The organism is Bartonella tribocorum, from assembly GCF_002778015.1.
GTDB classification, from domain to species: domain Bacteria; phylum Pseudomonadota; class Alphaproteobacteria; order Rhizobiales; family Rhizobiaceae; genus Bartonella; species Bartonella tribocorum_B.
This window is the reverse complement of record NZ_NJPP01000003.1, coordinates 100,711-124,920: the sequence shown is the minus strand read 5'-3', so window position 1 is coordinate 124,920 and position 24,210 is coordinate 100,711. Positions and strand designations below refer to the sequence as shown.

General features: G+C 37.0%; 19 protein-coding genes. 4 read left to right on the top strand and 15 right to left on the bottom strand.

The genetic code is table 11. The features are described from left to right. Nucleotides 1–85 precede the first annotated feature (85 nt). From CEV08_RS02360 to gshB, 14 genes are all read right to left on the bottom strand, one after another. Nucleotides 86–922 (bottom strand): outer membrane protein, encoded by an 837-nt coding sequence (locus CEV08_RS02360; protein WP_100130185.1) that lies wholly within the window; start codon nucleotides 920–922, stop codon nucleotides 86–88. Nucleotides 923–1,257: 335 nt separating this feature from the next. Further along, nucleotides 1,258–2,091: an outer membrane protein gene (locus CEV08_RS02355; RefSeq protein WP_100130184.1), complete on the bottom strand. Its 834-nt coding sequence runs from the start codon at nucleotides 2,089–2,091 to the stop codon at nucleotides 1,258–1,260. A 1,546-nt stretch (nucleotides 2,092–3,637) separates the two neighbouring features. Further along, nucleotides 3,638–3,967 (bottom strand): hypothetical protein, encoded by a 330-nt coding sequence (locus CEV08_RS02350; RefSeq protein ID WP_100130183.1) that lies wholly within the window; start codon nucleotides 3,965–3,967, stop codon nucleotides 3,638–3,640. 1,422 nt (nucleotides 3,968–5,389) lie between these two features. Beyond that, the gene (locus tag CEV08_RS02345) at nucleotides 5,390–6,010 is read right to left on the bottom strand and encodes a ribonuclease D (protein ID WP_100130182.1); all 621 of its coding nucleotides are present in this window, start codon (nucleotides 6,008–6,010) and stop codon (nucleotides 5,390–5,392) included. Then, entirely contained in the window at nucleotides 6,003–7,397 is a 1,395-nt protein-coding gene (locus tag CEV08_RS02340; protein ID WP_100130181.1) for a M20/M25/M40 family metallo-hydrolase, read from the bottom strand. Before CEV08_RS02340 ends, CEV08_RS02345 begins: the two co-directional genes overlap by 8 nt. Nucleotides 7,398–7,483: 86 nt before the next feature. Beyond that, nucleotides 7,484–8,359 carry a bifunctional DNA-formamidopyrimidine glycosylase/DNA-(apurinic or apyrimidinic site) lyase gene (mutM, locus tag CEV08_RS02335; RefSeq protein ID WP_100130180.1) on the bottom strand — a complete coding sequence of 292 codons (876 nt, stop codon included), beginning with the start codon at nucleotides 8,357–8,359 and terminating at the stop codon, nucleotides 7,484–7,486. 274 nt (nucleotides 8,360–8,633) lie between these two features. Next, nucleotides 8,634–9,881 (bottom strand): aminopeptidase, encoded by a 1,248-nt coding sequence (locus CEV08_RS02330; protein WP_100130179.1) that lies wholly within the window; start codon nucleotides 9,879–9,881, stop codon nucleotides 8,634–8,636. A 183-nt stretch (nucleotides 9,882–10,064) separates the two neighbouring features. Further along, a complete protein-coding gene (locus CEV08_RS02325; RefSeq protein ID WP_100130178.1) occupies nucleotides 10,065–10,898 on the bottom strand; it encodes a cell wall hydrolase in 834 nt (277 codons plus the stop codon). A gap of 584 nt (nucleotides 10,899–11,482) precedes the next feature. Continuing rightward, nucleotides 11,483–12,205, bottom strand: coding sequence for a phosphate signaling complex protein PhoU (phoU, locus tag CEV08_RS02320; RefSeq protein ID WP_100130177.1), 723 nt, complete (start codon nucleotides 12,203–12,205; stop codon nucleotides 11,483–11,485). Nucleotides 12,206–12,226: 21 nt separating this feature from the next. Further along, nucleotides 12,227–12,985: a phosphate ABC transporter ATP-binding protein PstB gene (pstB, locus tag CEV08_RS02315; protein ID WP_100130176.1), complete on the bottom strand. Its 759-nt coding sequence runs from the start codon at nucleotides 12,983–12,985 to the stop codon at nucleotides 12,227–12,229. 51 nt (nucleotides 12,986–13,036) lie between these two features. Next, nucleotides 13,037–14,326, bottom strand: coding sequence for a phosphate ABC transporter permease PstA (gene pstA / locus CEV08_RS02310; RefSeq protein ID WP_100130175.1), 1,290 nt, complete (start codon nucleotides 14,324–14,326; stop codon nucleotides 13,037–13,039). Then, nucleotides 14,323–15,783, bottom strand: a complete 1,461-nt coding sequence (gene pstC / locus CEV08_RS02305; protein WP_100130174.1) for a phosphate ABC transporter permease subunit PstC — start codon at nucleotides 15,781–15,783, stop codon at nucleotides 14,323–14,325. Before pstC ends, pstA begins: the two co-directional genes overlap by 4 nt. A 62-nt stretch (nucleotides 15,784–15,845) precedes the next feature. After that, nucleotides 15,846–16,892 carry a substrate-binding domain-containing protein gene (locus tag CEV08_RS02300; protein ID WP_100130173.1) on the bottom strand — a complete coding sequence of 349 codons (1,047 nt, stop codon included), beginning with the start codon at nucleotides 16,890–16,892 and terminating at the stop codon, nucleotides 15,846–15,848. A gap of 138 nt (nucleotides 16,893–17,030) precedes the next feature. Beyond that, on the bottom strand, nucleotides 17,031–17,969 hold the full coding sequence (gene gshB / locus CEV08_RS02295; protein ID WP_100130172.1) for a glutathione synthase: 939 nt from the start codon (nucleotides 17,967–17,969) through the stop codon (nucleotides 17,031–17,033). 87 nt (nucleotides 17,970–18,056) lie between these two features. Between gshB and CEV08_RS02290 the strand changes: the two genes are divergently transcribed. Further along, a complete protein-coding gene (locus CEV08_RS02290; protein ID WP_100130171.1) occupies nucleotides 18,057–18,833 on the top strand; it encodes a molybdopterin-synthase adenylyltransferase MoeB in 777 nt (258 codons plus the stop codon). A gap of 933 nt (nucleotides 18,834–19,766) precedes the next feature. Here the strand turns inward: CEV08_RS02290 and CEV08_RS02285 are convergent. Further along, nucleotides 19,767–20,330 (bottom strand): c-type cytochrome, encoded by a 564-nt coding sequence (locus tag CEV08_RS02285; RefSeq protein WP_100130170.1) that lies wholly within the window; start codon nucleotides 20,328–20,330, stop codon nucleotides 19,767–19,769. Nucleotides 20,331–20,434: 104 nt separating this feature from the next. Between CEV08_RS02285 and CEV08_RS02280 the strand changes: the two genes are divergently transcribed. From CEV08_RS02280 to CEV08_RS02270, 3 genes are all read left to right on the top strand, one after another. Then, nucleotides 20,435–21,166 carry a 3-deoxy-manno-octulosonate cytidylyltransferase gene (locus tag CEV08_RS02280; RefSeq protein WP_100130169.1) on the top strand — a complete coding sequence of 244 codons (732 nt, stop codon included), beginning with the start codon at nucleotides 20,435–20,437 and terminating at the stop codon, nucleotides 21,164–21,166. Next, a complete protein-coding gene (locus CEV08_RS02275; RefSeq protein WP_100130168.1) occupies nucleotides 21,163–22,026 on the top strand; it encodes a prephenate dehydratase in 864 nt (287 codons plus the stop codon). The genes CEV08_RS02280 and CEV08_RS02275 overlap by 4 nt, the downstream gene beginning before the upstream one ends. Nucleotides 22,027–22,572: 546 nt before the next feature. After that, complete coding sequence (locus CEV08_RS02270; protein ID WP_100130167.1) at nucleotides 22,573–22,980, top strand: hypothetical protein; 408 nt, start codon at nucleotides 22,573–22,575, stop codon at nucleotides 22,978–22,980. Nucleotides 22,981–24,210 lie beyond the last annotated feature (1,230 nt).

The window sequence follows — 24,210 nt, the reverse complement described above, 5'->3', positions numbered from 1 at the left end:
AGGGCTTTTAAGAATATAATAAGATAAAGGCCTCGTTAAACGAGGCCTTAGTATTTTTTGTGCTTATAATTTCATTTCTATGAAATTAGAATTTGTATGCAACACCAACACGGAAATCATTGGTTTTGTAGTTAAATTCATGTACATCGTTCATAAATTTCTTTTTACCATAATCTGAGTAACGGTATTCTGCACGCAATAGGACATTATCAGTCATAGCGAAATCAACACCACCGCCAACGGTAAAACCAACCATTGTTTTTGTACTATCATACAAATTACCACCAGCTAAAACTGTTGTTTTGTTGTTATTATCAGTTCTAGTTCCTGAAACTGATTGGATACCTTGTACCTGTGCATAAGCAATACCACCCGCAACATAAGGCATTACGCGATCAACCGCTGCAAAACCAATACGAACGCGTGTAGCACCAGACCATTTTTCTTTATAGGTATAGCTATCATGCACTTTGTCACCATTTTCAAACGATTCTTTTAGCTCAACTTTAGCCGCCGTAAATTTATCGTTAAGAGCTGTAACTTCAGGCGCGCCAAGAGTTATTTCTTTCATCGCTTTTGTTTCTTCACGACCAGCCCAAACAGCATCGGTTTCAACACCTAAAACCAGACCACTTCCAAGATCTACGTTGGAACCTACATAAATACCACCCATAAAACCGGAAGGCTTAGGTGTGTTGTCTTTAGGAAAAATTTGTGCATCTGTTCCTGGAACAGTTATTTTTGTTGTACTTGAAAAGTTTCCAACTTGACCACCGACATAAAAACCTGTCCAAGAAAATGAAGGGGCTGCAGCGATAACTGCTGGGGCTGTTTCACGAGGGATGATAACATCGGCTGCTTGTGCAGCAGAAGCTGCTGCTATGGCAATAACAGAAGTTGTTACTAAAGATTTTATATTCATAAACTTTGCTCCTAATTTATTTATGAGACAGTGCTACAAAATTATAGAAAGAAAAGCTGTAGTAAAAATGATACAGTCACAGAAAATGGAGAGTTTGCCGAAGATAAAATTACTTCATCGCTTCGTTTTGCACGAAAAATTATAAGCTATATATAAATAATTTATTGATTTTAAATGTAATTATTATATTTCATTTATGAAAATATTTTTAAGAAGATCTGAATAATATTCCTTTCATATCCACAACAAATACGGGATATGTGATAATATAGCAACAAAAAATAACAGAGGTCCTGTCAAAGACAGGGCCCCTTCGTTATTTAACTTACCTTCTATTAAAATTTGTAAGCAACACCAACACGGAAATCGTTGGTTTTGTAAGAAATCTCATATTTATCATTTGAGAATTTCTTTTTACCAAAATCTGAGTAACGATATTCTGCACGCACAATAATATTATTGGTCATTGCTAAATCAACACCCGCACCAAGAGTATAGCCGACAAGGGTCTTTGTTTCATCAGACAGAGTACCAGAAGCGATTACTTTGTCTGAATCTTTTCCTGTTATTGAAATCGATGCAGTATCTTGAAGCTGTGTATAGGCAATACCGCCAGCAATATAAGGCATAATGCGTTCAGCAGCAAAACCAATACGTACACGCGTTGCACCAGCCCACTTTTCTTTAAAAGTGAAACTGTGGGTTCGTTTAGCACCATCTTTAAGTGCATCTTTCCCAATATTAATTGAAGCATCTTTTAATAGCTTGTTAATATAATTGATGTGATCTGGAGTAATGACATATGTCTTTCCTGTCTTTGTGTCATCTTTATTAGACCACATGATATCTGTATCAACACCTAAAATAAGGCCGTTACCGAGATCAATATTGGAACCTGCGTACAGACCACCTATGAAACCAGATAATTTAGACAAATAATTATCACTTACCGGAATTTTTTGTCCTTTAGCGAGAATATCCGTCTTCGTTTTACCCGAAAAACCACCAACCTGGCCACCGAAGTAGAAACCTGTCCAAGAAAAAGTTGGAGCAACAATAACGGGAGCAACAGGTGTTGGACTGGGGGGAACAATAACATCTGCTGCCTGCGCCGCTGAAACTGAAACAAAAGCGAAAGCAGAAGCTGTTATTAACCATTTCATATTCATATTTTCTCTCCATAGCTGAAATATTTATTTGAACACCTCATGTCATATAGAGCCACAACTCCAGATATCTGTAGCAAAAATGATACACTCATAAAAAAAACAAAAATCCAATCAAAACACCCTTAATTGCTTGATCTGTAGTACATGAGAATTAAACGATGCTCATGCATAAATGAGTTCCACTCCTCATATTTTCTCTTCATTTATAAATTTTGCAAAAAACTGCAACATTCCCCCGTGTAAAGCATGCGCTATTGGCTATGGAAAGATGGCATATTGATTATAATGCGAAAATTATCTTTTCGTCTGTAATATTGAAAATGCTCTCATCTTAAATCATTTTATTTAAAGTCAATAAAATCACCCGCCTACACGTTCCAAACGAGCAAATAAATGAAACCATTTTAAGAAAAGCTAAAAATGCCGCTTATGAAAGCTCTCGATATCAAAAACAGAGAGAATTATTACAATATTGAGAACAAACCAAATGCAACCACTCCATTTAAATTTATACAAACAATGTTTGTCGCTTCATTATTCGCAAAACCGAATGCGCACAGCTCTTTGAGAGTTTTATACTCTAAAGGATATGTATTGCACATAAACAAAGTTTCGAATACTGTATCGATTGCAACAAGATCACATTCAACTTAACTGCTCTTTATTTTTACTTTATGCACTTATTGTTGTTGAAAGATTGACCACTCTTTATCTCAACCTTATAGAATTTTCAAAACTTCGGTCTTCTTTGTAGGCACTCTATTTCATATTCTTTGTATAAAATAAATTGAAAAAACCGTACAAATAACTGATATGATACACATTGAAACTTATATAGAAACTCTCCCTAAAGCTAAAAAAATGAGAAATCTTTCTTAACATTTTCAAACAAAACTTTGCTTTAAAAATCATCAATTTGGAAGAAAAAATATTTGATATCTTAAATCATCGACAAATAAAGAATATTTCATTTTATCTATAGCCAAAACATGCCAACAAAGATCAAAAGTTTAACATTAAAATAAAACTTTTTTATACGCGACCACAGGCCTCCTCTTTGATTTTGAGAAAGGGTCTTAATCAAATCTTGTATGCAAATACCCCCAATTATTGTCTAACGGGCTTGTCTTTATTTCCCGCTCATGTGGTTTACTTAACTGAAAGCTTTATGGATCAAGCCCTTCCCTTAATCCACCCCATATCCTAAAAACACTTAGATTAAGGGGGATCTCTATGCTTATATAAATATAGCCATACCTTAAATAAGAGAATTTACGATATATGCGATATAATAGAGTAATCTAAAATCTACATGTTCATATAATTTCATAAAGTTTGTAACGAGCAACCGCCACTATACAGTGTATTCCTTTATCAAATCTCCTGCCCTTCTCTTTTCCAAACAGTATCATTCAATGACCCCGCGCATAAATCGTAATACCCCTTCGCAAACAAATAGCTCCCCCTCTTTTCAAATGATACAAAATATCTCCTTTCTTCAATTCCCGATCATATATTAGACCTCTTTATGTTGTCTTCTTACTTTTTAATAACTCATTGGACCTCGTCTAATGAAGTGTGATCGTCTTCCTTTCCCCGATCCTTTTTTAGGCTTTTGAAATATTTTTTTACCAGAATGTGATACAGGTATTAACTTAGCAGCTGTTATGCATTGGCTGTTATTTGTGCAAGAAAGTTCCATTTGGGCAACTTCAGATAAAATCTTGCTCAACTGTTCACTAGAAAAAATATCTTTAGGAGGAACAACAGCAGATATTCCCTCTATTAATTTTTGAGAAGACAAAAAAGAAGCACTCTGAGCTACAGAGATTGAAGCAAAAGTAGCAAAAGCTGTAATAAAATATTTTATGTTCATAAATTTAACCTCGCACAATATCCATAATGGATTCTATTTAGTGTCTTCATTGCAAGTTTCCAGAAAAAAGAGCATGTTTATAGAAAAAAGTAAAAATTATTAAAAAACAAAGCTTTGAGCATTTTAATTTTAAAATAAATGCACATTGCCCTGCTCTACCAACGTAGAAATCACTTATTTAACAATGAATAAAAGCTCAAAGTATCGTCTGGAGACAATAAACTACACAAATATCATATTAACATATTGATTTATATAATTTATCCTATTGAATGCGTGCTCTTAGTATCATAAGATCATTTCAAACGTGTTTATGATACATTAAGCAGAATTATTCGCTTACATGTCACAAATGAAGTTGATATATGGATAAAACTCTTGAAAAAAGGAGGATTTTCTTATGAATTCATTTAAACACAAAAGTTATTATAACATTTTTTAATTGGCAAAAAGCGTTCTCCTGCTAACTTGTTTCTAGATCACTTTCCAGGAGTCATGCTTTGCATTGTTCAGTGTAATCGCGGTCGGCCTCTATATATTAAGCCTACAACATTTTGATTTATAATGATAATAGTGCTATTCATATTAAATTTGCACCCCGAATACCATAAAATTTTTTCATGTTGAATCAAGCAACACTATTTGTTTGCACATTACAAGTGGGGATATGCCCCGAGTGGAATAAAACTGTACAATAAAAATGCCTCTTATGAATCGTGTCAAAGGCTGTCAAAAAATAGGACTGTCACAAAATTGAATATTGGCAAAAAATTGGGGGTTGGTAAAGTATGGTAGCTGCTTGTTATTGCATAAACATAAAGATAGTGCTGTTCAATGATTTTATATTGGTATTGGAGACTTTATCGTTATATCATTCATGAGCGCCGCCGTGAAAATGGGCTTCGACTCTTTCAGAAAGGTTTCTTAGAAAAGCGCGTAAATAAGCAATCCAAATATACTTCCATTTAGAACGTTTTGTTTTACATGAGGGGCATGACTCCGCCAAAGAATGTAAAAACAAAAGCGTGAAGCAGTGCGTAATCTGCATTACTCAATAGATATTATTTGAGATCCTTTTTAAAGGCGTAAAGTGGAATTGAAAATGTTCGTAAGGGCGGGAATTGTTTTTTACATTGATGCCTTCATATTCTCCCCCCATTAAGCCGTTGTAGTTTTTAGAGATTTAAGCTTCTCACCGTATGTTTCTGGCCTTTCCTCAAAATCTCTTTTTTTTCAAATAAAGACTATTACAAACATAAAAAGAATATGAATTCATAAACGGATTTTTATTGCCTAAACTACAAATCAAAAAGCACTTATGTATAATCTTATCTGAAAAGATGAGAGGAAAAAATACCTATAATATAGGTATTTTGTCCTCTTACATCCATAATTTAGGATATTACACGCCAATTTTTAAAGTTAGCTATGCGCAAAAATATCGACTTCCCCCCATCCTAAAAGATCAAGCCTAGCTCTCATAGGCAAAAATTGAAAGCATGCCTCGGCAACACTTTCTCGCTCTTCGCGCCTTAAACGTTCTTCAAATATGACTTTTAAACGATGCAAATATAACACATCTGACGCAGCATATTCAATTTGTGCTTGCGATAACGTTTCTGCCGCCCAATCCGAAGATTGTTGCTGTTTAGAAATATTCACATTCAGCAATTCACTACAAATTTCCTTCAAGCCATGACGATCCGTATAGGTGCGTGTAAGTTTCGAAGCGATCTTTGTACAAAAAACAGCCTCTGGCATAACACCAAATGTATGCGCTAAAATAGCAAGATCAAAACGCCCAAAATGGAATATTTTAGTGACGGCGTTATCTTTAAGAAGCTTGACCAAATTAGGAGCACTCTTTTGTCCTTTAGCAATCTGTATAATATCAGCAGTCCCATCTCCAGAAGAAATCTGAACAACACATAAACGATCACGATGTGGTTGTAATCCTAAAGTCTCAGTATCAATCGCAATGGCACCCGTTTGATAATTGTCTAGGTTTGGCAAATCACCTTGATGAACGCGAATTTCAGCCATTCACCCTCCTATTTGCTAAAGCGAAAAGAATACGCGCCCAAGACCGCTGCCCCTTATGAAACGATTTTAGATTATATTTTTCATTAGGCGAATGAATACGATCATCAGCCAGTCCAAAACCAACCAAAAGCGTTTCCATACCAAGAATTGAACGAAAGTCTGCTACAATTGGAATCGAGCCTCCCATAGCTGTCAATACAGCAGGAACTTCCCACTCTTGTGATAAAGCATCCTTTGCCGCCTTGGTAAAAGATGAATCATCAGAAAGCTGAAGTGCCGGAGAAGAACCATGATTCTTAAATTCAACCGTACAGTCAGCAGGAATTGAGCTGCGTACATAATCACGCAACGCTTGGCGTATTTTTTCTGGATCTTGCTTATGGACGAGACGACATGATACTTTTGCACTCGCTTGAGACGCAATAACCGTTTTCATCCCTTCCCCTTCATAGCCCCCACTAATACCATTAATTTCCATGGTAGGACGTGCCCACACAAGCTCCAAAATGTTCCGCCCTTTTTCCCCAGATGGAACGGACAGACCTATAGGACCAAGAAACTTTTCAGCCGTACAATTAAGTGCATTCCATGATTGTAAAATATGTGGAGATGTTTCTTCTACGCCATCATAAAAACCAGGAAGTGTCACCTTATTATTTTCATCGTGAAGTCCTGCCAAAACTTTAGCTAAAATACGAATGGGATTAGCCGCTATTCCTCCAAAATAACCAGAATGCAAATCACGATTCGCTGCTGTGATAAAGATCTCTTCCGCCATAATTCCCCGAAGAGAAAGAGCAATAGATGGTGTATTCTCGTCCCACATCGACGTATCACACACCAATGCGTAATCAGCCTTAAGTTCATCTTTATTTGCTTTTAAAAAAGGAACAAGAGAAGGAGAAGCACATTCTTCCTCACCCTCACATAAAATAGTCACTTTAACAGGAAGCTGTCCTGTTTCTTTTTTATATGCACGACATGCTTCAATAAAAGTCATAAGCTGCCCTTTGTCATCTGAAGCACCACGAGCACAAATAACTTTCTTTCCATCTTTCTCCTTTAAAGAAGGTGTAAATGGATCATCCTCCCATAGACTCAACGGATCAACAGGTTGAACATCATAATGCCCGTAAAACAACACGTGCAAACAATCATCTGAAGGTCCTGGGTGATGCCCAACAACCATCGGGTGGCCCGGTGTATCACGGCGAGAAGCCTCAAAACCAATGCTTTTTAAATCTTCTACTAACCAATCAGCTGCTTGACGACATGCATCCTTATAAGCCGAGTCTGTAGAAATCGATTGAAAACGTAAAAGAGAAAAAAGGCGTTCAAGGCTCTTTTCTATATTATTATCAAGATGTGTTAGTACTTTATTCAGCATAAAAAAAAACCTCTCAAGCCTCATATATTCATATATTGTAAAAACCTGACTTTAAGCCTCTTGTAGGATTTTGCAAGACATCTTATTCATTTTTGACACTGTGAGCAGTAAAAACTTGAACGCCCAGCCTGTAAAATACGTATAATAGGCATTCCACATTGCAAACATTCCTTGCCTTCTCGCCCATAAACCGAAAAAGCATGTTGAAAATAACCAAGTGAACCATCTATATGCATATAATCACGTAAAGAAGAGCCACCAGATAAAATAGCCTCAGAAATTACATTGCATATATTCTGTGCTAAAGAATCTGAAAGTTCACGTGCATATACCGTTTTTGATGCCAATGTAAATGCACCACGCTGTGGAGATAAACGACTCCGCCAAAGCGCCTCGCAAACATAAATATTCCCAAGACCCGCAACAATAGACTGATCAAGTAAAACAGCCTTGAGAGACATTTTTTTATTAACAAAAGCCTTTTGTAAATAACGACCAGAAAACCCTTGACTCATAGGTTCAAGCCCTAGCTTATTTAAAAGTGGATGTGTATAAAGCTTGTCCGTATCAACTAACAGCATAAACCCAAAGCGACGCACATCATTATAAATAAGATGATAAACTTCACCATTCCTTGTCTGAATATCCATGACAAAATGGTCATGCTTAACCAATTTATTGGTCGTTGAACAAGATTTTCTTAAAAGATTATTCTCTATACGCCATGATCCAGACATTCCTAAATGGCTTAAAATCGTTTCATTCTGAGAAAGATGAAATAATAAATATTTCGCACGTCGACCAAGTTTTAGAATTTTTCTGCCAATAAGCCGTTCAGAAAAAGCCTCAGGAAAAGGAAAACGCAAATCTCTACGATTAAGTTTTACAGATACTATCTTTGCATCAGTAGCAACAAACTCGAGTCCACGACGAACCGTTTCTACTTCAGGAAGCTCAGGCATCACTCCTCTTTAAATAATTATGCACTTTTCTAGCCGTGTCACGACTAAATCGACCCCTTCCTCGTCCTCTAAGAACGAAAATTTCACCCCACCTCGTCTGCAAACAACCGCAATTCTTGTCGCGTGGACTTCACTTGGCTTCATACTCATGTGATTCTAACAAAAGGTTCCACGATCAAGCACTGTCTTGAATACATTCACGTACTCTAAAAATGCTTCCCATGTCAAGAAGACTCGACCTACCTCAAATGGCGTCTTTTACGACATAACAGAATTAAGCCCATTCACCCTTACGAAAGACAGGAACTCTTACACCTGCCTGCGTAATACCATCTATGTCAATTTCACCAGAGCCAATCATCCAATCAATATGAATAACACTTTTATTACCACCACGTGCTGCAATCTCTTCTGGTGTTAATGACGCTCCATCTAAAAAGCATTTGGAATAACACTGCCCTAAAGCAATATGGCAGGCGGCATTTTCATCAAATAAGGTATTATAAAAAAGAAGGTCACTCTTAGAAATTGGTGAAGAATGAGGCACAAGGGCAACTTCGCCCAATCGGCTTGCACCCTCATCACTTTGTAAAACCTGCTGTAAAACTGCCTCACCTGTTGAGGCGCGGGCCTCAACAATACGCCCTGCTTCAAAACGCACTTCAATATCATCAATCAGTGTTCCTTGATAGGAAAGAGGTTTTGTTGAGCGAACAAAGCCTTCAACCTTATGAGCATGAGGCGTTGTGAAAACTTCTTCTGTCGGAATATTAGGATTGCAAACAACACCATTTTGAGCCACCGATGCACCACCATGCCATTCATGATCATCTGCCAAACCAACTGTTAAATCAGTCCCTGGTCCTGTGAAGTGCAAGGCAGAAAAACGCTGCTCATTCAGCCAAAATGATCGTTTCTTCAAATTTGTATTATGGACAGTCCACGCCTGCACTGGATCTTCTCCTGTAACACGTGAAGCAGAAAAAATTGCATCAGCTAATTTTTTAATCGCCTCATTAAGCGGTAAGGAAGGAAACATCGCCTCAGCCCACCCTGCTGTTGGATATGCAACAATCGACCAATTGATAGCAAAATTTGATATTTTCTTGAGTGCCGGCTGATAAGCCATTGAAGTGGCTTTATTTAAACGTGAAACCTTATCAAAATCTTGATTGGAAAGGAGTAAAGGATTATCCCCAACAATTGCTAAACGTGCAGCCCCATTTTCAAAAGCCTTCGCCATTCCCTCATAGAGCCAAGAAGGAGCACAATCAAAACTAGCCGTATGGGCATTTTCAAAACGTGTAAGCGATAACATATCATCACTAAAAATTGGTGTAATGACACCAGCACCAACCTTATAGGCATGATATGCAATACGCCGAACAAAAGGAAGAGCTGAAACTGGAGCAGTCAAAACAAGATCCTGCCCCTCTTGTAAATTTAACCCCACTTTTACTGTAATTTCTGCAAGACGATTAAGCATCTCAGGCGAAATTATCTCATGAATATCAAAGTACATTACCCATACCCTTCTTTAAATAAAATGCGTATCTTTACGCCGTCATACTCTAAATTGTTTTTCAAGATCCTTTAAGTGCACTCTCTCTACCTATATTCGTAGGTGCTCTTAGTGCTAAAGGATCCACTTAATTCATAAACTTCGATGGGGTGTAAAACCCTTCTTTGGTCGCACAAAAACTTATCAGTTTCTGTGTCGTTTTTCTAACATTGCAACAATTGCATTTAACTGATCTGATGAAGGCAACGCCATAATTGTTTTATTATCCTCTTTCCTAACGAGATGTTGAGGCGCATAAGTGGGAATAGGAACTTTATCAAGCTGTACCATAGCAAAAGACGTAGGTTGTACCGCCTTGGACCGTGCGACTTCTGTTGGAGAAGATGCACTTTTCTCTGCTTTTATTCCCTTACCTTCTAAGCCTTCATCGATAAAGCTTGGCGCATGACCAGAACGTTCTTGGGCAAAAGCATAAGCAACATCATAAGGGCGATTATCCGTGGGAACTTGAAGTGATCCATCGCGTGATCGCTTTTCATAAAAAGCATTGCCCCCTGCAACATGAACATAGTGCATGTTTTTATAAGGAAAAGACAAACCAGCGGTGTGAAAAAACTTAGCGTGTTTAACTTTCTTATCTCGTTCACCTCGTAAAACAGCATCAGCAGCCTCTTTTACACGAGCAACAGATGCTTTTTCCGTCATAGGACGCGTTAAAACACCAGGAGCAAATTGCTTATATTGACCAACAACACCACAAATTGTCTTGGGATAGGCCGTTGAATTAACACGATTCATAACAACTGTTCCAACGGCAATCATTCCTTCACGACTAGAGCGATTTGATTCAAAATACATTGCACGCATAAGACATTGGCGCTCTGTCAACGGATACGTAACTGTTTTTGTATTCTTATTATTGACTTTTCCAGCATCTAAATGGTTTGCAGCACACCCCACAACAAACAACGGCGCTACGCAAAAGGTAACAAAAACATTCCAACAATTTTTTTTCATCTTATGCAACACATTCCTATAATCTCTGAGCTATTCAAATTTTGAAATGAGCTTTAAATGTATCTCTCAATAAAGTACACAACTAATCGTTACCACTCAGTAAAATTTTAATACAAGTGGTAATCAAAAACTATCTATGCGGAATAAAAAATAAAAAACTCTTAATTTATCAATCAATATTGCCACTCCTCATGGCACAATATAGACCTATAACAACCAACACGTTTCAATCACAATAAAATAACACTATCCATTTATTCTACATATTACATACAAAAAACTAGCAAAAAAGATCTGGATACCAAAACTCTTTGCATCAATATTGAAAAAAATAATACAGATATCCCCTTTAATATAAAAGTTTTAGCAAAATGACCAGAAAGAAAATCCCCCTCCGACCATAGTATGAGTGATGCTATCACCCAATATACAATGATGTCAAATCAAGAGTTAACAATCTTGCCATGCTACCCTTTGTTGCTTCTTTGTGTTTTTCCATAAGACGGTTATCATATTCTTTCTATAGCTGTACTTCTAAAAAATGCTCAATGTATCTACCAACCTATTTTAATATCTAAGAAAATTTAATCTATTTTCTTTTCATCTACGCCAACTTTATACGTAAGATCATCGCGAGGACGATCAGAAGACATATGAGAACCCGTTATAATATAATGCAACATTTCAGCAATATTGGTAACATGATCACCAATTCGTTCAATATTTTTTAAACAAAATAGTAAGTGTGTACAAACTGTAATATTGCGCATATCTTCCATCATATATGTTAAAAGCTCACGAAAAAGAGAAGTATACAACGTATCAATCTTCTCATCACGCTCACGCACAGCATCAACACGCTCTAATCGGCGACTCGTATAAGCATTTAAAACTTCTTTTAACTGATTAAGTGCTAAAGCTGTAATTGTTTCAAGCCCATGATAAAAGGACGCGGATTGACGTATTTCCGAAAGAGCAACAGCCCTCTTAGCAATATTTTTGGCCATATCCCCAATCCGCTCAAGATCAGAAGAAATACGAATGGCTCCAATAATTTCACGCAAATCTACAGCCATCGGTTGGCGCTTGCAAATAATAGCAACCGCTTTTTCATCAATATCACGTTCTGTCTCATCTAAAAACACATCATCGGCAATCACTTCCGTTGCAAGTTGAAGATCACTCCATACAACCGATGCAACAGAACGTTCTATCATTCTTTCTGCATGGCTTCCCATTTCTGTAATTCTTGCTTTTAGATATTTTAGCTCTGCATCATAAGAACGAACAGTATGGTTCATAGACATCTCTTATACTCCTCAATTCACCTATCCAAAACGCCCTGTAATATAATCTTGCGTCCGTTGTTCTTTTGGTGAGGTGAAGATCATTTCAGTTGCACCAACTTCGACCAAATGTCCTAAATGAAACATGGCTGTATATTGAGAAACACGTGCCGCTTGTTGCATGGAATGTGTTACGATAACAATTGTATAATTTTGCCGTAACGAATCGATAAGCTCTTCAATCCGAGCCGTTGCAATGGGGTCAAGAGCTGAACAAGGCTCATCCATCAAAATAACTTCGGGACTAACCGCAATGGCACGCGCAATACACAAACGCTGTTGTTGTCCTCCCGATAAACTTGTTCCAAGATCATGAAGACGGTCTTTTACTTCTTCAAACAAACCAGCCTGCCTCAAACTCCTTTCAACCACATCATGTAATTCGGCGCGCGTTTTCACTAAACCGTGAATGCGCGGCCCATAGGCAACATTTTCAAATATAGATTTTGGAAAAGGACTAGGCTTTTGGAAAACCATCCCAACACGAGCGCGTAATTCTACAATATCAATTTTCTGGTCATAAATATTCTCCCCGTCTAAAGTAATAAGACCCGTTATTTTAGCCCCTTCAATCGTATCATTCATACGGTTAAAACAACGCAAAAAAGTCGACTTCCCACATCCTGATGGACCAATTAAAGCAATCACTTGGTGTTCAGGAATATCAAGTGTAATACCATGAAGTGCTTCTTTGTCTCCATAAGAAACCTTCACATCTTGACCACGCATTTTAATCTTCATTACAAAAACTCACCTTACGAAAATCCTATCGAAGTTGTTATTTTCTTAAAATTACTGGCGGCGTTCAAATCGTCGACGTAAAAAAACTGCAGAAATATTCATGATCGCAAGAAAAATCATTAATACAATAATGGCCCCTGACGTTTTTTCAATAAAAGCGCGCTCTGCTTCACCCGCCCACATAAAAATTTGAACAGGTAAAGCTGTTGCTGGATCCATGGGAGTCGTAGGAATATTAACAACAAAGGCAACCATGCCTATCAAAAGTAAAGGTGCTGTTTCACCTAGAGCCTGAGCTACTCCAATAATCGTACCTGTTAAAATACCAGGCGCTGCTAAAGGAACAACATGATGAAAAATCATTTGTGTTTTTGATGCCCCCAACCCTAAAGCAGCCGAACGAATAGAAAGAGGAACAGCCCGCAAAGCAGAACGGGTCGCAATAATGATCGTGGGAAGAGTCATGAGTGCTAAAACAAGACCACCAACAAAAGAGGCTGAACGTGGTAATCCTAAAAAATTAACAAAAACAGAAAGTCCTAAAAGACCAAACACAATCGAAGGAACAGCGGCAAGGTTATTGATATTAACCTCAATAAAATCTGTAAATTTATTTTTACGTGCATATTCTTCCAAATAAAGAGCCGTTGCTATGCCTATCGGGAGTGAAACCAATAAAACAATGCCTATCATATAAAGAGAACCGATTATCGCAACACCTAATCCCGCAGTCTCAGGACGACTTGAAGCGCCAAATGTAAAAAAACCAATATTAAATGTTTTATAAAGCGTGCCATCACGGGCTAAACGCTTGATCCATTCTATTTGCCGATTAGAAACCTTACGATTTTTTTCTGCTACCTGCAAATCAATCTGCCCCTTATAAGCAGAATCGATATCCGCAGCAGTTAAAACTTTGATCTTTTGCATTGTGCCAATCAGCTTTGGATTCTTTGTCACCATTTCACGCAGTTGAACACGGACACCTTTTGAAAACATACGGTTAATGTCCCGCAGAGAAGCTCGATCCTTTTGATCAATACCAAGTTTCTTCGCTAATGCATTGCGTACAAGAAGCGGATAATTCGCTGTTATGAGGACTTGTGGTTTTGTTTGACGTTGACCACTTGGATCAATAATCTTTTCATCCAAATAAATCGATAATATCATTTCACTTTGAAAAAAAGCTGTATAGCCTTGACTAATGATAGACCATAAAAGCGCAAATAAAAAAAACAAACCAATAAAAATAGCAATTAAACCATAGGCACGAAAACGACGCTCAGCCCAATAGCGACGCTTAAGGCTAATATTGCGACGAGGAAAAAAATCTTCATTCATTCATATTGTTCCCGATATTTACGCACAATATAAAGAGCGAGAATATTCATCAAGAGTGTCATCACAAAGAGTGTCATCCCCAAGGCAAAAGCCACCAGAGTTTGTGGAGAGTTAAACTCAAAATCACCGGTCAATTGATTAACAATCTTAACAGTCATTGTGGTCATTGCTTCAAAAGGATTGAGTGTTAAGTTTGCTGCAACGCCTGCTGCCAAAACGACAATCATTGTTTCCCCAATGGCACGCGATGCCGTCAACAAAATGGCCCCCATAATCCCTGGAAGTGCTGCTGGTATAATAACTTTCTTAATTGTTTCAGATTGCGTTGCCCCTAAACCATAAGAACCTTCACGTAAAATACGTGGAACAGCCATAATAACATCATCCGACAAAGAGGAAACAAAAGGAATCAACATAATTCCCATCACAACGCCAGCAGTCAAAACACTTTGTGCCATAATAAAACTAACTCCATCTGAGAGAGAAACAGACAGATCACGTAAAAACGGTCCTACAACCTTTAAAGCAAAAAAACCGTAAACAATGGTTGGGATTCCTGCAAGAACTTCTAACAATGGCTTTACAATTGCACGCAATCGCCCAGAAGCATACTCGGCCATATAAAGAGCTGAAAATAATCCTATAGGTACAGAAAAAAGCATAGCGACAAATGCAATATAAAGCGTACCAGCAAGGAGCGGTATTAAACCAAATTGTCCCACTTCATCGCTTGAACCGCTCGCGGAAAAACGCGGATCCCAAACTGTTCCTAAAAAGAAATTTGAAAAGGATACAGACTGGAAAAAACTTATTGTCTGAAAGAATAGAGAAAGTGCAATGGCTATTGTCGTCAAAACAGCAACGATAGAAGCACAAGCCAAGCCAACAATAATTAAAGATTCAACCTTATTGCGCGCACGTTGATGAGGCGCAATTTGTATTATTCCACAGATAAAACCAAAGGAGGCAATAGCAAAAAGGAAACCATAACCAACAAACTGAAGCTTTTTAGAAGAAAACACCCATGACCGTGCTATTTTGAATACATCATCCGATACTTCATGAGATAAAATCAATCCTTTTGCCAGTAATTGTGCCTGCACTTCCTTATAGGAAGCGGTAGAAAGATCCCCTTCAAAGCGGTGAATCATTTTGACGATACTTCGAAGAGTCTCCCAAAGTAGATCATGATTGACAGATTCTGTGGTATGCGCACTATATGCCAAAAGCTCTCGAGAGGCATTATATTCTAAATAAATTATACTCCCAGCATCCCAAAAAATTAAAAAAATAGAAGCTGGAATAACCGTAATCAAAAATGTCCACCAGCCATAATAATACGCACGAGAATGCATTTTATGTTGTCTGTACTCAAGACTGCGTGCTCGCATATAGGAAATACAAAAACCACAAAATCCAAGAAGCAATAACAAAAAAACGATGAAGGAAATGCGCATTTTATCTTTCAGTTTTTACAAAAAAATAGCACCAAAAATGCCTACTCCGGCAATCCTATAAATTATTTCAACATCATTATCTGACCAGCAGAAAAATTAGACCGCTGTGCTTGGCGCTCTGTTTCGGGAGAAACAATCAAACCATATTCAGCCAAAGGCCCCTCTGGACCAATCATTTGATCAGAAAGAAAAAAATCAACATATTCTCGCAAACCTGGAACAATATCTAAATGTGCTTTCTTAATATAGAAAAAAAGTGGACGAGAAACCGGATATTGTCCACTCGAAATTGTCTCAACTGTTGGCGCAAAACCATTAATATTAGCAACCTTTAGCCTATCGGCATTATTTTGATAAAAAGACAAACCCAAAATACCAACCCCTGTTTTATTCGAAGTTAGACGCGCAAGTGTTTCAGAATAATCACCATCAATATCAATCGCTTTTCCATCCTTACGCACAGCAATACAAGCTGCGTATATCTCTTTATCATCCATTCCTAAAGACTTCATCGCCTCAACTGCTCCACTCTCTTTACACCCCATAGCAAGTAATTTTTCTTCAAAAACTTCACGCGTTCCGTGCTTCTCCCCAGGAATATAGGCGGCTATCATCCAATCAGGAAGAGCACTATTGACGGCATTCCATTTCGAAACATTATTAGGCTGCAACTTGCCGTCTATGATAATTCGAGCCGCAAGGGCTTTATAAACATCTACCGGCTGTAATTTCCAATCAGGCCCCTTAATGTCTGTTGCAAAAACAATGCCATCATACCCAATGCGTATTTCCTCAATATCTTTTACACCAGCATTAAAACAAGACTGTAATTCACTCGATTTCATTGTTCGCGAAGCATTAACAATATCAACGGTGTTTTCTCCAATACCACGACAAAATTCCTTAATCCCCGCTCCTGTTCCACCCGATTCGATAACAGGAACCTTAAAATGAGGATAAATTTCTCCAAATGTCTCAGCAACAATCTTTTGATAAGGTAAAACTGTAGATGAGCCAGTAACTTGGATTTGATCGCGTGCGCTGCCTATATTTACAGAAAGCAGTAACGCAAAAATCAATACCACTCCAATTGATAAGACTCTGCTCATCTATAAACTCCCTAAAAATTGAGGATAAAGCCTCTTAATTTATATCATACGGCCATTTTAGTTCACATTTGCCACATAACAAATATAAAAAAACAACATGGACCATTTTTACAATACCATGGTTGAGCCTTGTGTAAATTAATTTGAACGTTTGAGCTCAATCGCCTCCCAAAACAGATGCGCAACATCTGTACCACAAAAGCGCTTAATTTCACGAATTCCTGTAGGAGATGTGACATTGATTTCTGTTATATAATCTCCAATGACATCAATTCCCACAAAAAGAAGACCACGCTCCTTTAAGGCTGGACCAATACGTTCACAAATTTCATAATCACGTTTTGTCAACTCAACATTTTCTGCACGACCTCCAACATGCATGTTAGAACGTACATCTGTTTTTGTCGGAACTCGATTAATGGCTCCAACAGGCCTACCATCAAGCAAAATAATCCGTTTATCTCCTTGTCGTACTGCCTCTAAATAGCGCTGAACAATAAAAGGTTCGCGATAAATATCTGCAAATATTTCCAGAAGCGATGCTAAATTGCGATCATCTTGTTTTAAATAAAAAACACCTGCCCCCCCATTCCCATAAAGCGGTTTAACAATAATATCGCCAAATGTCTCTCTAAAAGCTGTTATTTCTTCAATATCTTTAGTAATTAATGTTTCTGGCATTAAATCAGAAAATTCAGTCACAAAAATTTTTTCTGGACTGTTGCGTACCCATGCCGGATCATTCACAACAAGTGTTTTAGGATGAATACGTTCTAATAAATGAGTCGTAGTGATGTAATTGAGATCAAAAGGCGGATCTTGGCGCAAAAGAACTACATCCATATCTGTTAACTCCGTACGAACAGGTTTTCCTAATTGATAATGGTTCCCCTCTTCATCATGGACAGTCAATGATTCTAGTCGTGCAATCACACAACCATCGCACAGAGATAAACGATCTGGTGTATAATGAAAAAGAGAGTGTCTACGTTCTTGTGCTGCTAAAGCCAGTGCAAATGTCGTATCTCCTTGAATCCGAACTGTTGAAATATGATCCATCTGAATGGCAATTTTCATAAATAAATCCTCCCTATCCTAAATACAGACTGGTTTATGCACCATAAACTTAGTAAACAATAAAATAACGATGACAAGAGAAAATTCATGACACAAGAAACAGATACAAAATTCAATAATGAAGAAATCGAACGCTATGCACGTCACATCATTTTGCCTGAGATTGGCGGAGCGGGGCAACAAAAGCTCAAAAAAGCGCGTGTTCTTGTTGTGGGTGCTGGTGGACTTGGAGCACCTGTCTTAACTTATTTGGCTGCCGCAGGTGTTGGAACCCTTGGAATTGTCGATAACGATACTGTTTCACTTTCCAATTTACAACGCCAAGTTATTCATAAGACAAATGCAATCAACCAAAGCAAAACAGACAGTGCTGAAACCACTATAAAAGCAATAAATCCCCATGTTATAGTTGAAAAACACACCCTACGCTTAAATAAAAGTAATGTGGATAAACTGATCAATGCCTACCATATCATTGTTGATGGAAGTGATAATTTTACCACACGCTATCTTCTTGCTGATCACGCTGCCCAATGCAAAAAGCCTTTAATAAGTGGCGCTGTAGAACGTTTTAATGGCTCATTAACCGTCCTTATGCCGTATAAAGACAATAACCCTCACTATCGCGATTTATTCCCCACCCCTCCTGCTCCCGATACTATTCCAACATGTGCTGAAGCTGGAATCATCGGTGTTTTACCCGGCGTTATTGGAACCCTACAAGCCATGGAAGCGATTAAAATGATCACAAATATCGGAGATCCATTAGTAGGAAAGCTCCTTCTCTATAATGGATTACTAGCGCAATTTAATGTTGTTACCTATAAACGATCAAATTCCAAAGAAAAAACCTTAAGCTGTTAAGGAATAAGCTTAGAGAATCATGATTTTGTTCCTACTCATTTTCAAAACTCTCGCGATATGGATTGAAACTAAAACACTGATGTTTTACCAAAAATCATTAAAATGCTGTAAACAATAAGAATGATTAAACTTAGCATAAAAATTGAAGACCTTTTGTGAAAAAATACCTATAATGGATTATCAGCCTCATTTCATGTCACCTTTTATAAATGATGAGATACTCGTGCAAACGAAGCTGCTATCAATATTCTTGTGTAAAGAATTTTCGAAGTGGGTAAAAATATAATCCGCAGAACCCTATTCAACTATTTTTCTCTTCACGCATAAAATTTTTCCTCATGAAAGTGCGTCCTTCAGACCATAACCCATTAATAAATAATCTAAATCGTATTTTAATTATCGATACTATACAAGGTCAATGATCTGTAGCTACACCTCTAACCTCAAGAGAAAACACTATTCATCAAACATCATACAATGCAGCTTAGGATTATTGCACGTATAAGAACAATCAATTGTCTCTGTCCATAAGAAAAATACATGGAGATTGATGTGTATAGAAGAATTAAGATAAACCTCATGTAGAGCTTTAATGACACAATTATTGCATTCAAAAGCAAAAAGCTATCACTCATGAAGAGATAATCCTTCAGAAATAATTTCACAGACAAGCATATGTAGAAAAGGCATATGTGGAAAAAGTGAAGTAAACAGGTCTTGAAAACCAATCTGCAGATGACAGGGTAAAGCGTGCATTTTTTTTAAAAAATCTCTTTAAAACAAATAGAAATATGCAACGCTTAAGTGTATTCTGTTTTATATGGGAGGCATTGCCCCTATCAAAACACCCATAAAAGCTCTTTAGATAAAACCTTGAAATTAAAATTACCAAAAACCATCCTTCTGTCTAAAATAAGCCATCTATGGTATAAGTTAGTTTGGCTCGTTCGCTTTATTATCATCCATTGGTATGGCAACAGGATGATCGGATAGACTGCGTAAATAAAGCAGAAGGTCGGCACGATCTTGGTCATTTTTAATTCCACGGAAAGACATCGTGGTCCCTGGAAATGTTTCACGTGGAGAACGCAGATAACGATCTAACGTTACAAAATCCCATTTTTGATCAGAATGAGCGCGCAGCACTCGTGAATACGCAAAACCCGTTGTTGATGCCAAAGGACGATCAACAATCTCCCAAAGAACTGGACCAACGCGCCCTGCTTGATTGCGTCCAGAAGTATGGCATATGGCACATTGACGAAAAATTTTACGCCCATTTTCAAAATCGCCTTGTTGAAGGCGGCTATTGAGTGATATAGAAACGTTAGATTCTTTTTGTTTTTCTTTAAATATATCATTCTTGTTGGCTGTGTGGTAACTTTGGACTAATGTAGAATGATCGTAAACTATATCGCTGAGTGTTGAAATCCCCATAATAATAACCAGCACACATAAACAAGCGCCAATGAAATAGATAGCTTTCCAGAGATTCATAAAAACTCAAATGTTCACGGTTTCATTACCATTTTTAGTTTAAGCTTTTTCTTTATAACACACAACATCATAAATACAGCACAGACGACGTTTGGAATCTTGCAATGACTCTTAAACCGATTATTCTTATTCCTGCCCGTATGGGATCAACCCGCCTTCCTCAAAAAGCTCTTGCTGGAATCGGTGGAAAGCCGATGATTGTTCATGTCGCAGAACAAGCCAAAAAAGCAGCAATAGGGCGCACAATCGTTGCAACAGATCACAATGATATCGCCAAAGCTGTTGCAGAGTATGGGCACGAATATATCGTAACACGAGGTGATCATAAGTCTGGTTCTGATCGCATTTATGAAGCTTTGATGCGTATTGATCCTGAACAACGCTACAATGCTATTTTAAATATACAAGGTGACCTCCCAACAATCACGCCTCGTGAAATCATTCATGCGCTACGTCCTTTAGAAAATAGTTTTACCGATATTGCAACCTTGGGTTCTCAAATCATTGAAGAAAGTGAAAAAAGAGATCCCAATGTTGTCAAAATCATTGGGACACCGCTTTCTCAAAATCGCCTTCGTGCTCTTTATTTCACTCGTGCCACAGCTCCCTATGGAGATGGTCCTCTTTATCATCATATTGGAATATACGCCTATCGACGCGAAGCACTTGAAAAATTTGTATTATTCAAACCTTCTACACTCGAGATGCGTGAAAAACTTGAACAATTACGTGCATTAGAACATAATATGCGCATCGATGTGGAAATAGTCGATACGATTCCTTTAGGTGTAGATACACAACGTGATCTGGATAAAGTACGTAAGATTTTAGCATGAAAACACTCAAAAAAACTAATAAGATCTCTTTCCAAGGGGAATATGGTGCTAATTCCCATATTGCTTGCTCTAATATGTTCCCCGATATGGATGCTGTACCTTCCGCTACTTTTGAAGACGCCCTTAATTTGGTGGAAAATGGGAAAGCTGATCTTGCTATGATCCCGATTGAAAATACTCTTGCTGGACGCGTTGCAGACATTCATCATCTTTTACCACAATCGTCACTTTATATTATTGATGAATATTTTTTACCTATCCATTTTCAATTAATGGTGTTGCCCGGCGTTACCCATGACGAAATTAAAACCGTCCATAGTCATACACATGCCCTTGCACAATGCCGAAAAATCATACGAAACAACGGTTGGAAACCTGTTGTTTTTGCGGATACAGCTGGAGCTGCGAGATTTATTAAAAAAAGTGCTCAACGTTCACAAGCAGCCTTAGCACCTCTGATCGCAGCAGAACTCTACGGGCTTGATATTCTTGAAAGAGATGTTGAAGATAACCCTCATAATATTACCCGTTTTGTCATCCTTTCACGATCCAAACGACATGTCCCAAAACCTATAAATGGTGAAAAAATTATCACTAGTCTTCTTTTTCGAGTGCGCAATGTCCCTGCTGCTCTCTATAAGGCTATGGGAGGATTTGCAACAAATGGTATCAATATGACAAAATTAGAAAGCTATCAAATCGGTGGAAATTTCAATGCAACACAATTCTTTGTTGACATTGAGGGACATCCTGAAGATCCCATGATGAAACTTGCCTTAGAAGAATTATCTTTCTTTTCTGCGGAATTGCGTATTATCGGTACTTATCCAGCACAAAACGATCGAACAACGCATATATAAAATATAAAAGAAATAAAACCACCAGCATTTTTCGCTGATATCGAAGAAAATCCTATGATGCAATGTGTCTTAGAAAAACTCGTTTTTTATACTAAACGCGCCTCATCATGAAGCTAAAGCAGAAAAAGAGGAATAGCGTCTGATAACGGAATATATCAATTGCTTTGATAATGTTTTTTGACAAATTACATTATAGCAATTCAACGTGTACAAAGATCTATGTAAAGAAAAAATAACCAAAAATGAAAGTACTTGGACCCTCCATTTTCCTTCATATAAAAGAAAGATTCTTAAGAAAAGATATTATTTCTTATAGCAGTTTATCCCAATAAAAATAACGAACGTCTCAATTAGCCCTAAAAACAATTTAACTTATCATCAGAGTATATTCGAGATAACAAAATCTCTTGAGTTTAAGTAACTTTCAAAATGTTTTTATCAAACTATAAGATATCGTTTAACCATATTTTTGTCTTCCCTTTAAACTTTCCTATCTATAAAAATTGATTTATGATTCATCCTACTTTAAGAAAAAAGGAGAGGATAATGAAAAAAATCTTCACGCAAGGGTTATTGGCTGCAAATATTCTCGCCTGCTCTAGTGTTGCGTTTGCTGGATTTGGTGAGAACAAATGGGTTTTTGCACCAGATGAAAGTGTTACAATTATTCCCTCCGATATAGTCCGTCAGGGAGCTGAATATTTTTGCGAGTTCTTTAAACCAAAGAAGGTATCCTTTACTTTATCGTACTCTTCTCTTTCTGATTTAGACAAATTAAAAATTGTTGTTGATGAGGAAAAGAAAATAATCCACGATAAAGAAAAGAAGATCTTTACATTGAAAAATATAAAATCTCTTCATATTAGCTTTCCTTCATCAGGAAATTATATTTTCAAAAATATTACGAAGAAAAAAGTTATTGGAACAAATTGTGATACAGGAGATTATGATTAATAATATTTCTCATCAACATCTAAGTTTCAGTAAGATTGCCCTTTTTTTAGTTTTTTCAAAAAAATCTGGCATGATGAATTATTAAAGCTGGATTTGTGGAAGTTTTTTGCTGATAGAGAAAATAAATATTTAAAGAACTTTTGCAGCCATTTAAATGGCTCTGTATTCTCTACCATCAGGCTGTTTTTTCAATCAGGAAAACAAGTTCTGCCTTTGGTAATAGATTCAGCTTAAAGCGTTATAAAATGCATTTACACAAATCACTTAAATTAAGAAGAGAAGTAACATTTTTCAGATCCATAGGCGTGTTTCTCATTTTTCTCAATAATAATAAATCAAAAAAACGAAAAGAGCTATTCCACTATATAACTGCATCTCCTACGATCCATACAAACAACCCGCATCACATTTTTTAGGGCTATGAGTGCTATAAACTCAATTCTATTTTAAATCATATTCATTCAAACTTATGAAACAGTTTATCTCGCTTTTCTCTCCTTAATAAAGTGGTATTCATATATGTTAAAAGAAAAAATATTACGTATTTGATATTCTTATTCATTATAGAAATGAGAGAAGTATTATAAAATATCGACTTATCATAATAAGTTTTTGATTTTCACATTAAACCCATTAAATTTGTCTCCTTGAAAGTTATAAGGAGGAATGGTGTGTGGATAAAGGCGATTGCAAAAAAGAATAAAATTCCTCTTATACATTCTCTTATATACAAGGGCTCTTATATGCAAGGGATCACAACATTGGGGGTTGTTAATAGTATGAAGATGCCGGATATCCTTTACATGAACTATAAAGATGGTAGTGCACAATGTCTTTACACTTCAGGGAGTACGTATATTCTTTACGTGCAATGTTGTGAAATAGCGTTCGGAGCATAGAAAAATATTTCTCTAAAGCCATGTGAATGGATAACATTAATTTATTCTGTTTGGGGTGGGGTGTTTTGCACAAGGAGAGTAACACCATTTAATCAATATTTATAATGATTCATAAAGAGTACTCTTCCTCTAACTTCCCTCTTTCAACTCATGTAAGATCTCTGTGCTTTATTGGCCTTTTTTACTGTTGCAAATTTTCTATGATTTAATTTCATCGTTTTAGAACAGACATATCTATCCTAAAATCTTACAGGTTTGAGCGAATAAGCGTATCCTAACAACTCACCATTATCTTAAACGAAGMAAATATTTTAAACAAAATAAATATGAA

Bases quoted from the DNA above. Each gene is read 5' to 3' on its own strand.
- CEV08_RS02360 (WP_100130185.1), bottom strand. From the start codon at position 922: ATGAATATAAAATCTTTAGTAACAACTTCTGTTATTGCCATAGCAGCA.
- CEV08_RS02355 (WP_100130184.1), bottom strand. From the start codon at position 2,091: ATGAATATGAAATGGTTAATAACAGCTTCTGCTTTCGCTTTTGTTTCA.
- CEV08_RS02350 (WP_100130183.1), bottom strand. From the start codon at position 3,967: ATGAACATAAAATATTTTATTACAGCTTTTGCTACTTTTGCTTCAATC.
- CEV08_RS02345 (WP_100130182.1), bottom strand. From the start codon at position 6,010: ATGGCTGAAATTCGCGTTCATCAAGGTGATTTGCCAAACCTAGACAAT.
- CEV08_RS02340 (WP_100130181.1), bottom strand. From the start codon at position 7,397: ATGCTGAATAAAGTACTAACACATCTTGATAATAATATAGAAAAGAGC.
- mutM (WP_100130180.1), bottom strand. From the start codon at position 8,359: ATGCCTGAGCTTCCTGAAGTAGAAACGGTTCGTCGTGGACTCGAGTTT.
- CEV08_RS02330 (WP_100130179.1), bottom strand. From the start codon at position 9,881: ATGTACTTTGATATTCATGAGATAATTTCGCCTGAGATGCTTAATCGT.
- CEV08_RS02325 (WP_100130178.1), bottom strand. From the start codon at position 10,898: ATGAAAAAAAATTGTTGGAATGTTTTTGTTACCTTTTGCGTAGCGCCG.
- phoU (WP_100130177.1), bottom strand. From the start codon at position 12,205: ATGTCTATGAACCATACTGTTCGTTCTTATGATGCAGAGCTAAAATAT.
- pstB (WP_100130176.1), bottom strand. From the start codon at position 12,985: ATGAAGATTAAAATGCGTGGTCAAGATGTGAAGGTTTCTTATGGAGAC.
- pstA (WP_100130175.1), bottom strand. From the start codon at position 14,326: ATGAATGAAGATTTTTTTCCTCGTCGCAATATTAGCCTTAAGCGTCGC.
- pstC (WP_100130174.1), bottom strand. From the start codon at position 15,783: ATGCGCATTTCCTTCATCGTTTTTTTGTTATTGCTTCTTGGATTTTGT.
- CEV08_RS02300 (WP_100130173.1), bottom strand. From the start codon at position 16,892: ATGAGCAGAGTCTTATCAATTGGAGTGGTATTGATTTTTGCGTTACTG.
- gshB (WP_100130172.1), bottom strand. From the start codon at position 17,969: ATGAAAATTGCCATTCAGATGGATCATATTTCAACAGTTCGGATTCAA.
- CEV08_RS02290 (WP_100130171.1), top strand. From the start codon at position 18,057: ATGACACAAGAAACAGATACAAAATTCAATAATGAAGAAATCGAACGC.
- CEV08_RS02285 (WP_100130170.1), bottom strand. From the start codon at position 20,330: ATGAATCTCTGGAAAGCTATCTATTTCATTGGCGCTTGTTTATGTGTG.
- CEV08_RS02280 (WP_100130169.1), top strand. From the start codon at position 20,435: ATGACTCTTAAACCGATTATTCTTATTCCTGCCCGTATGGGATCAACC.
- CEV08_RS02275 (WP_100130168.1), top strand. From the start codon at position 21,163: ATGAAAACACTCAAAAAAACTAATAAGATCTCTTTCCAAGGGGAATAT.
- CEV08_RS02270 (WP_100130167.1), top strand. From the start codon at position 22,573: ATGAAAAAAATCTTCACGCAAGGGTTATTGGCTGCAAATATTCTCGCC.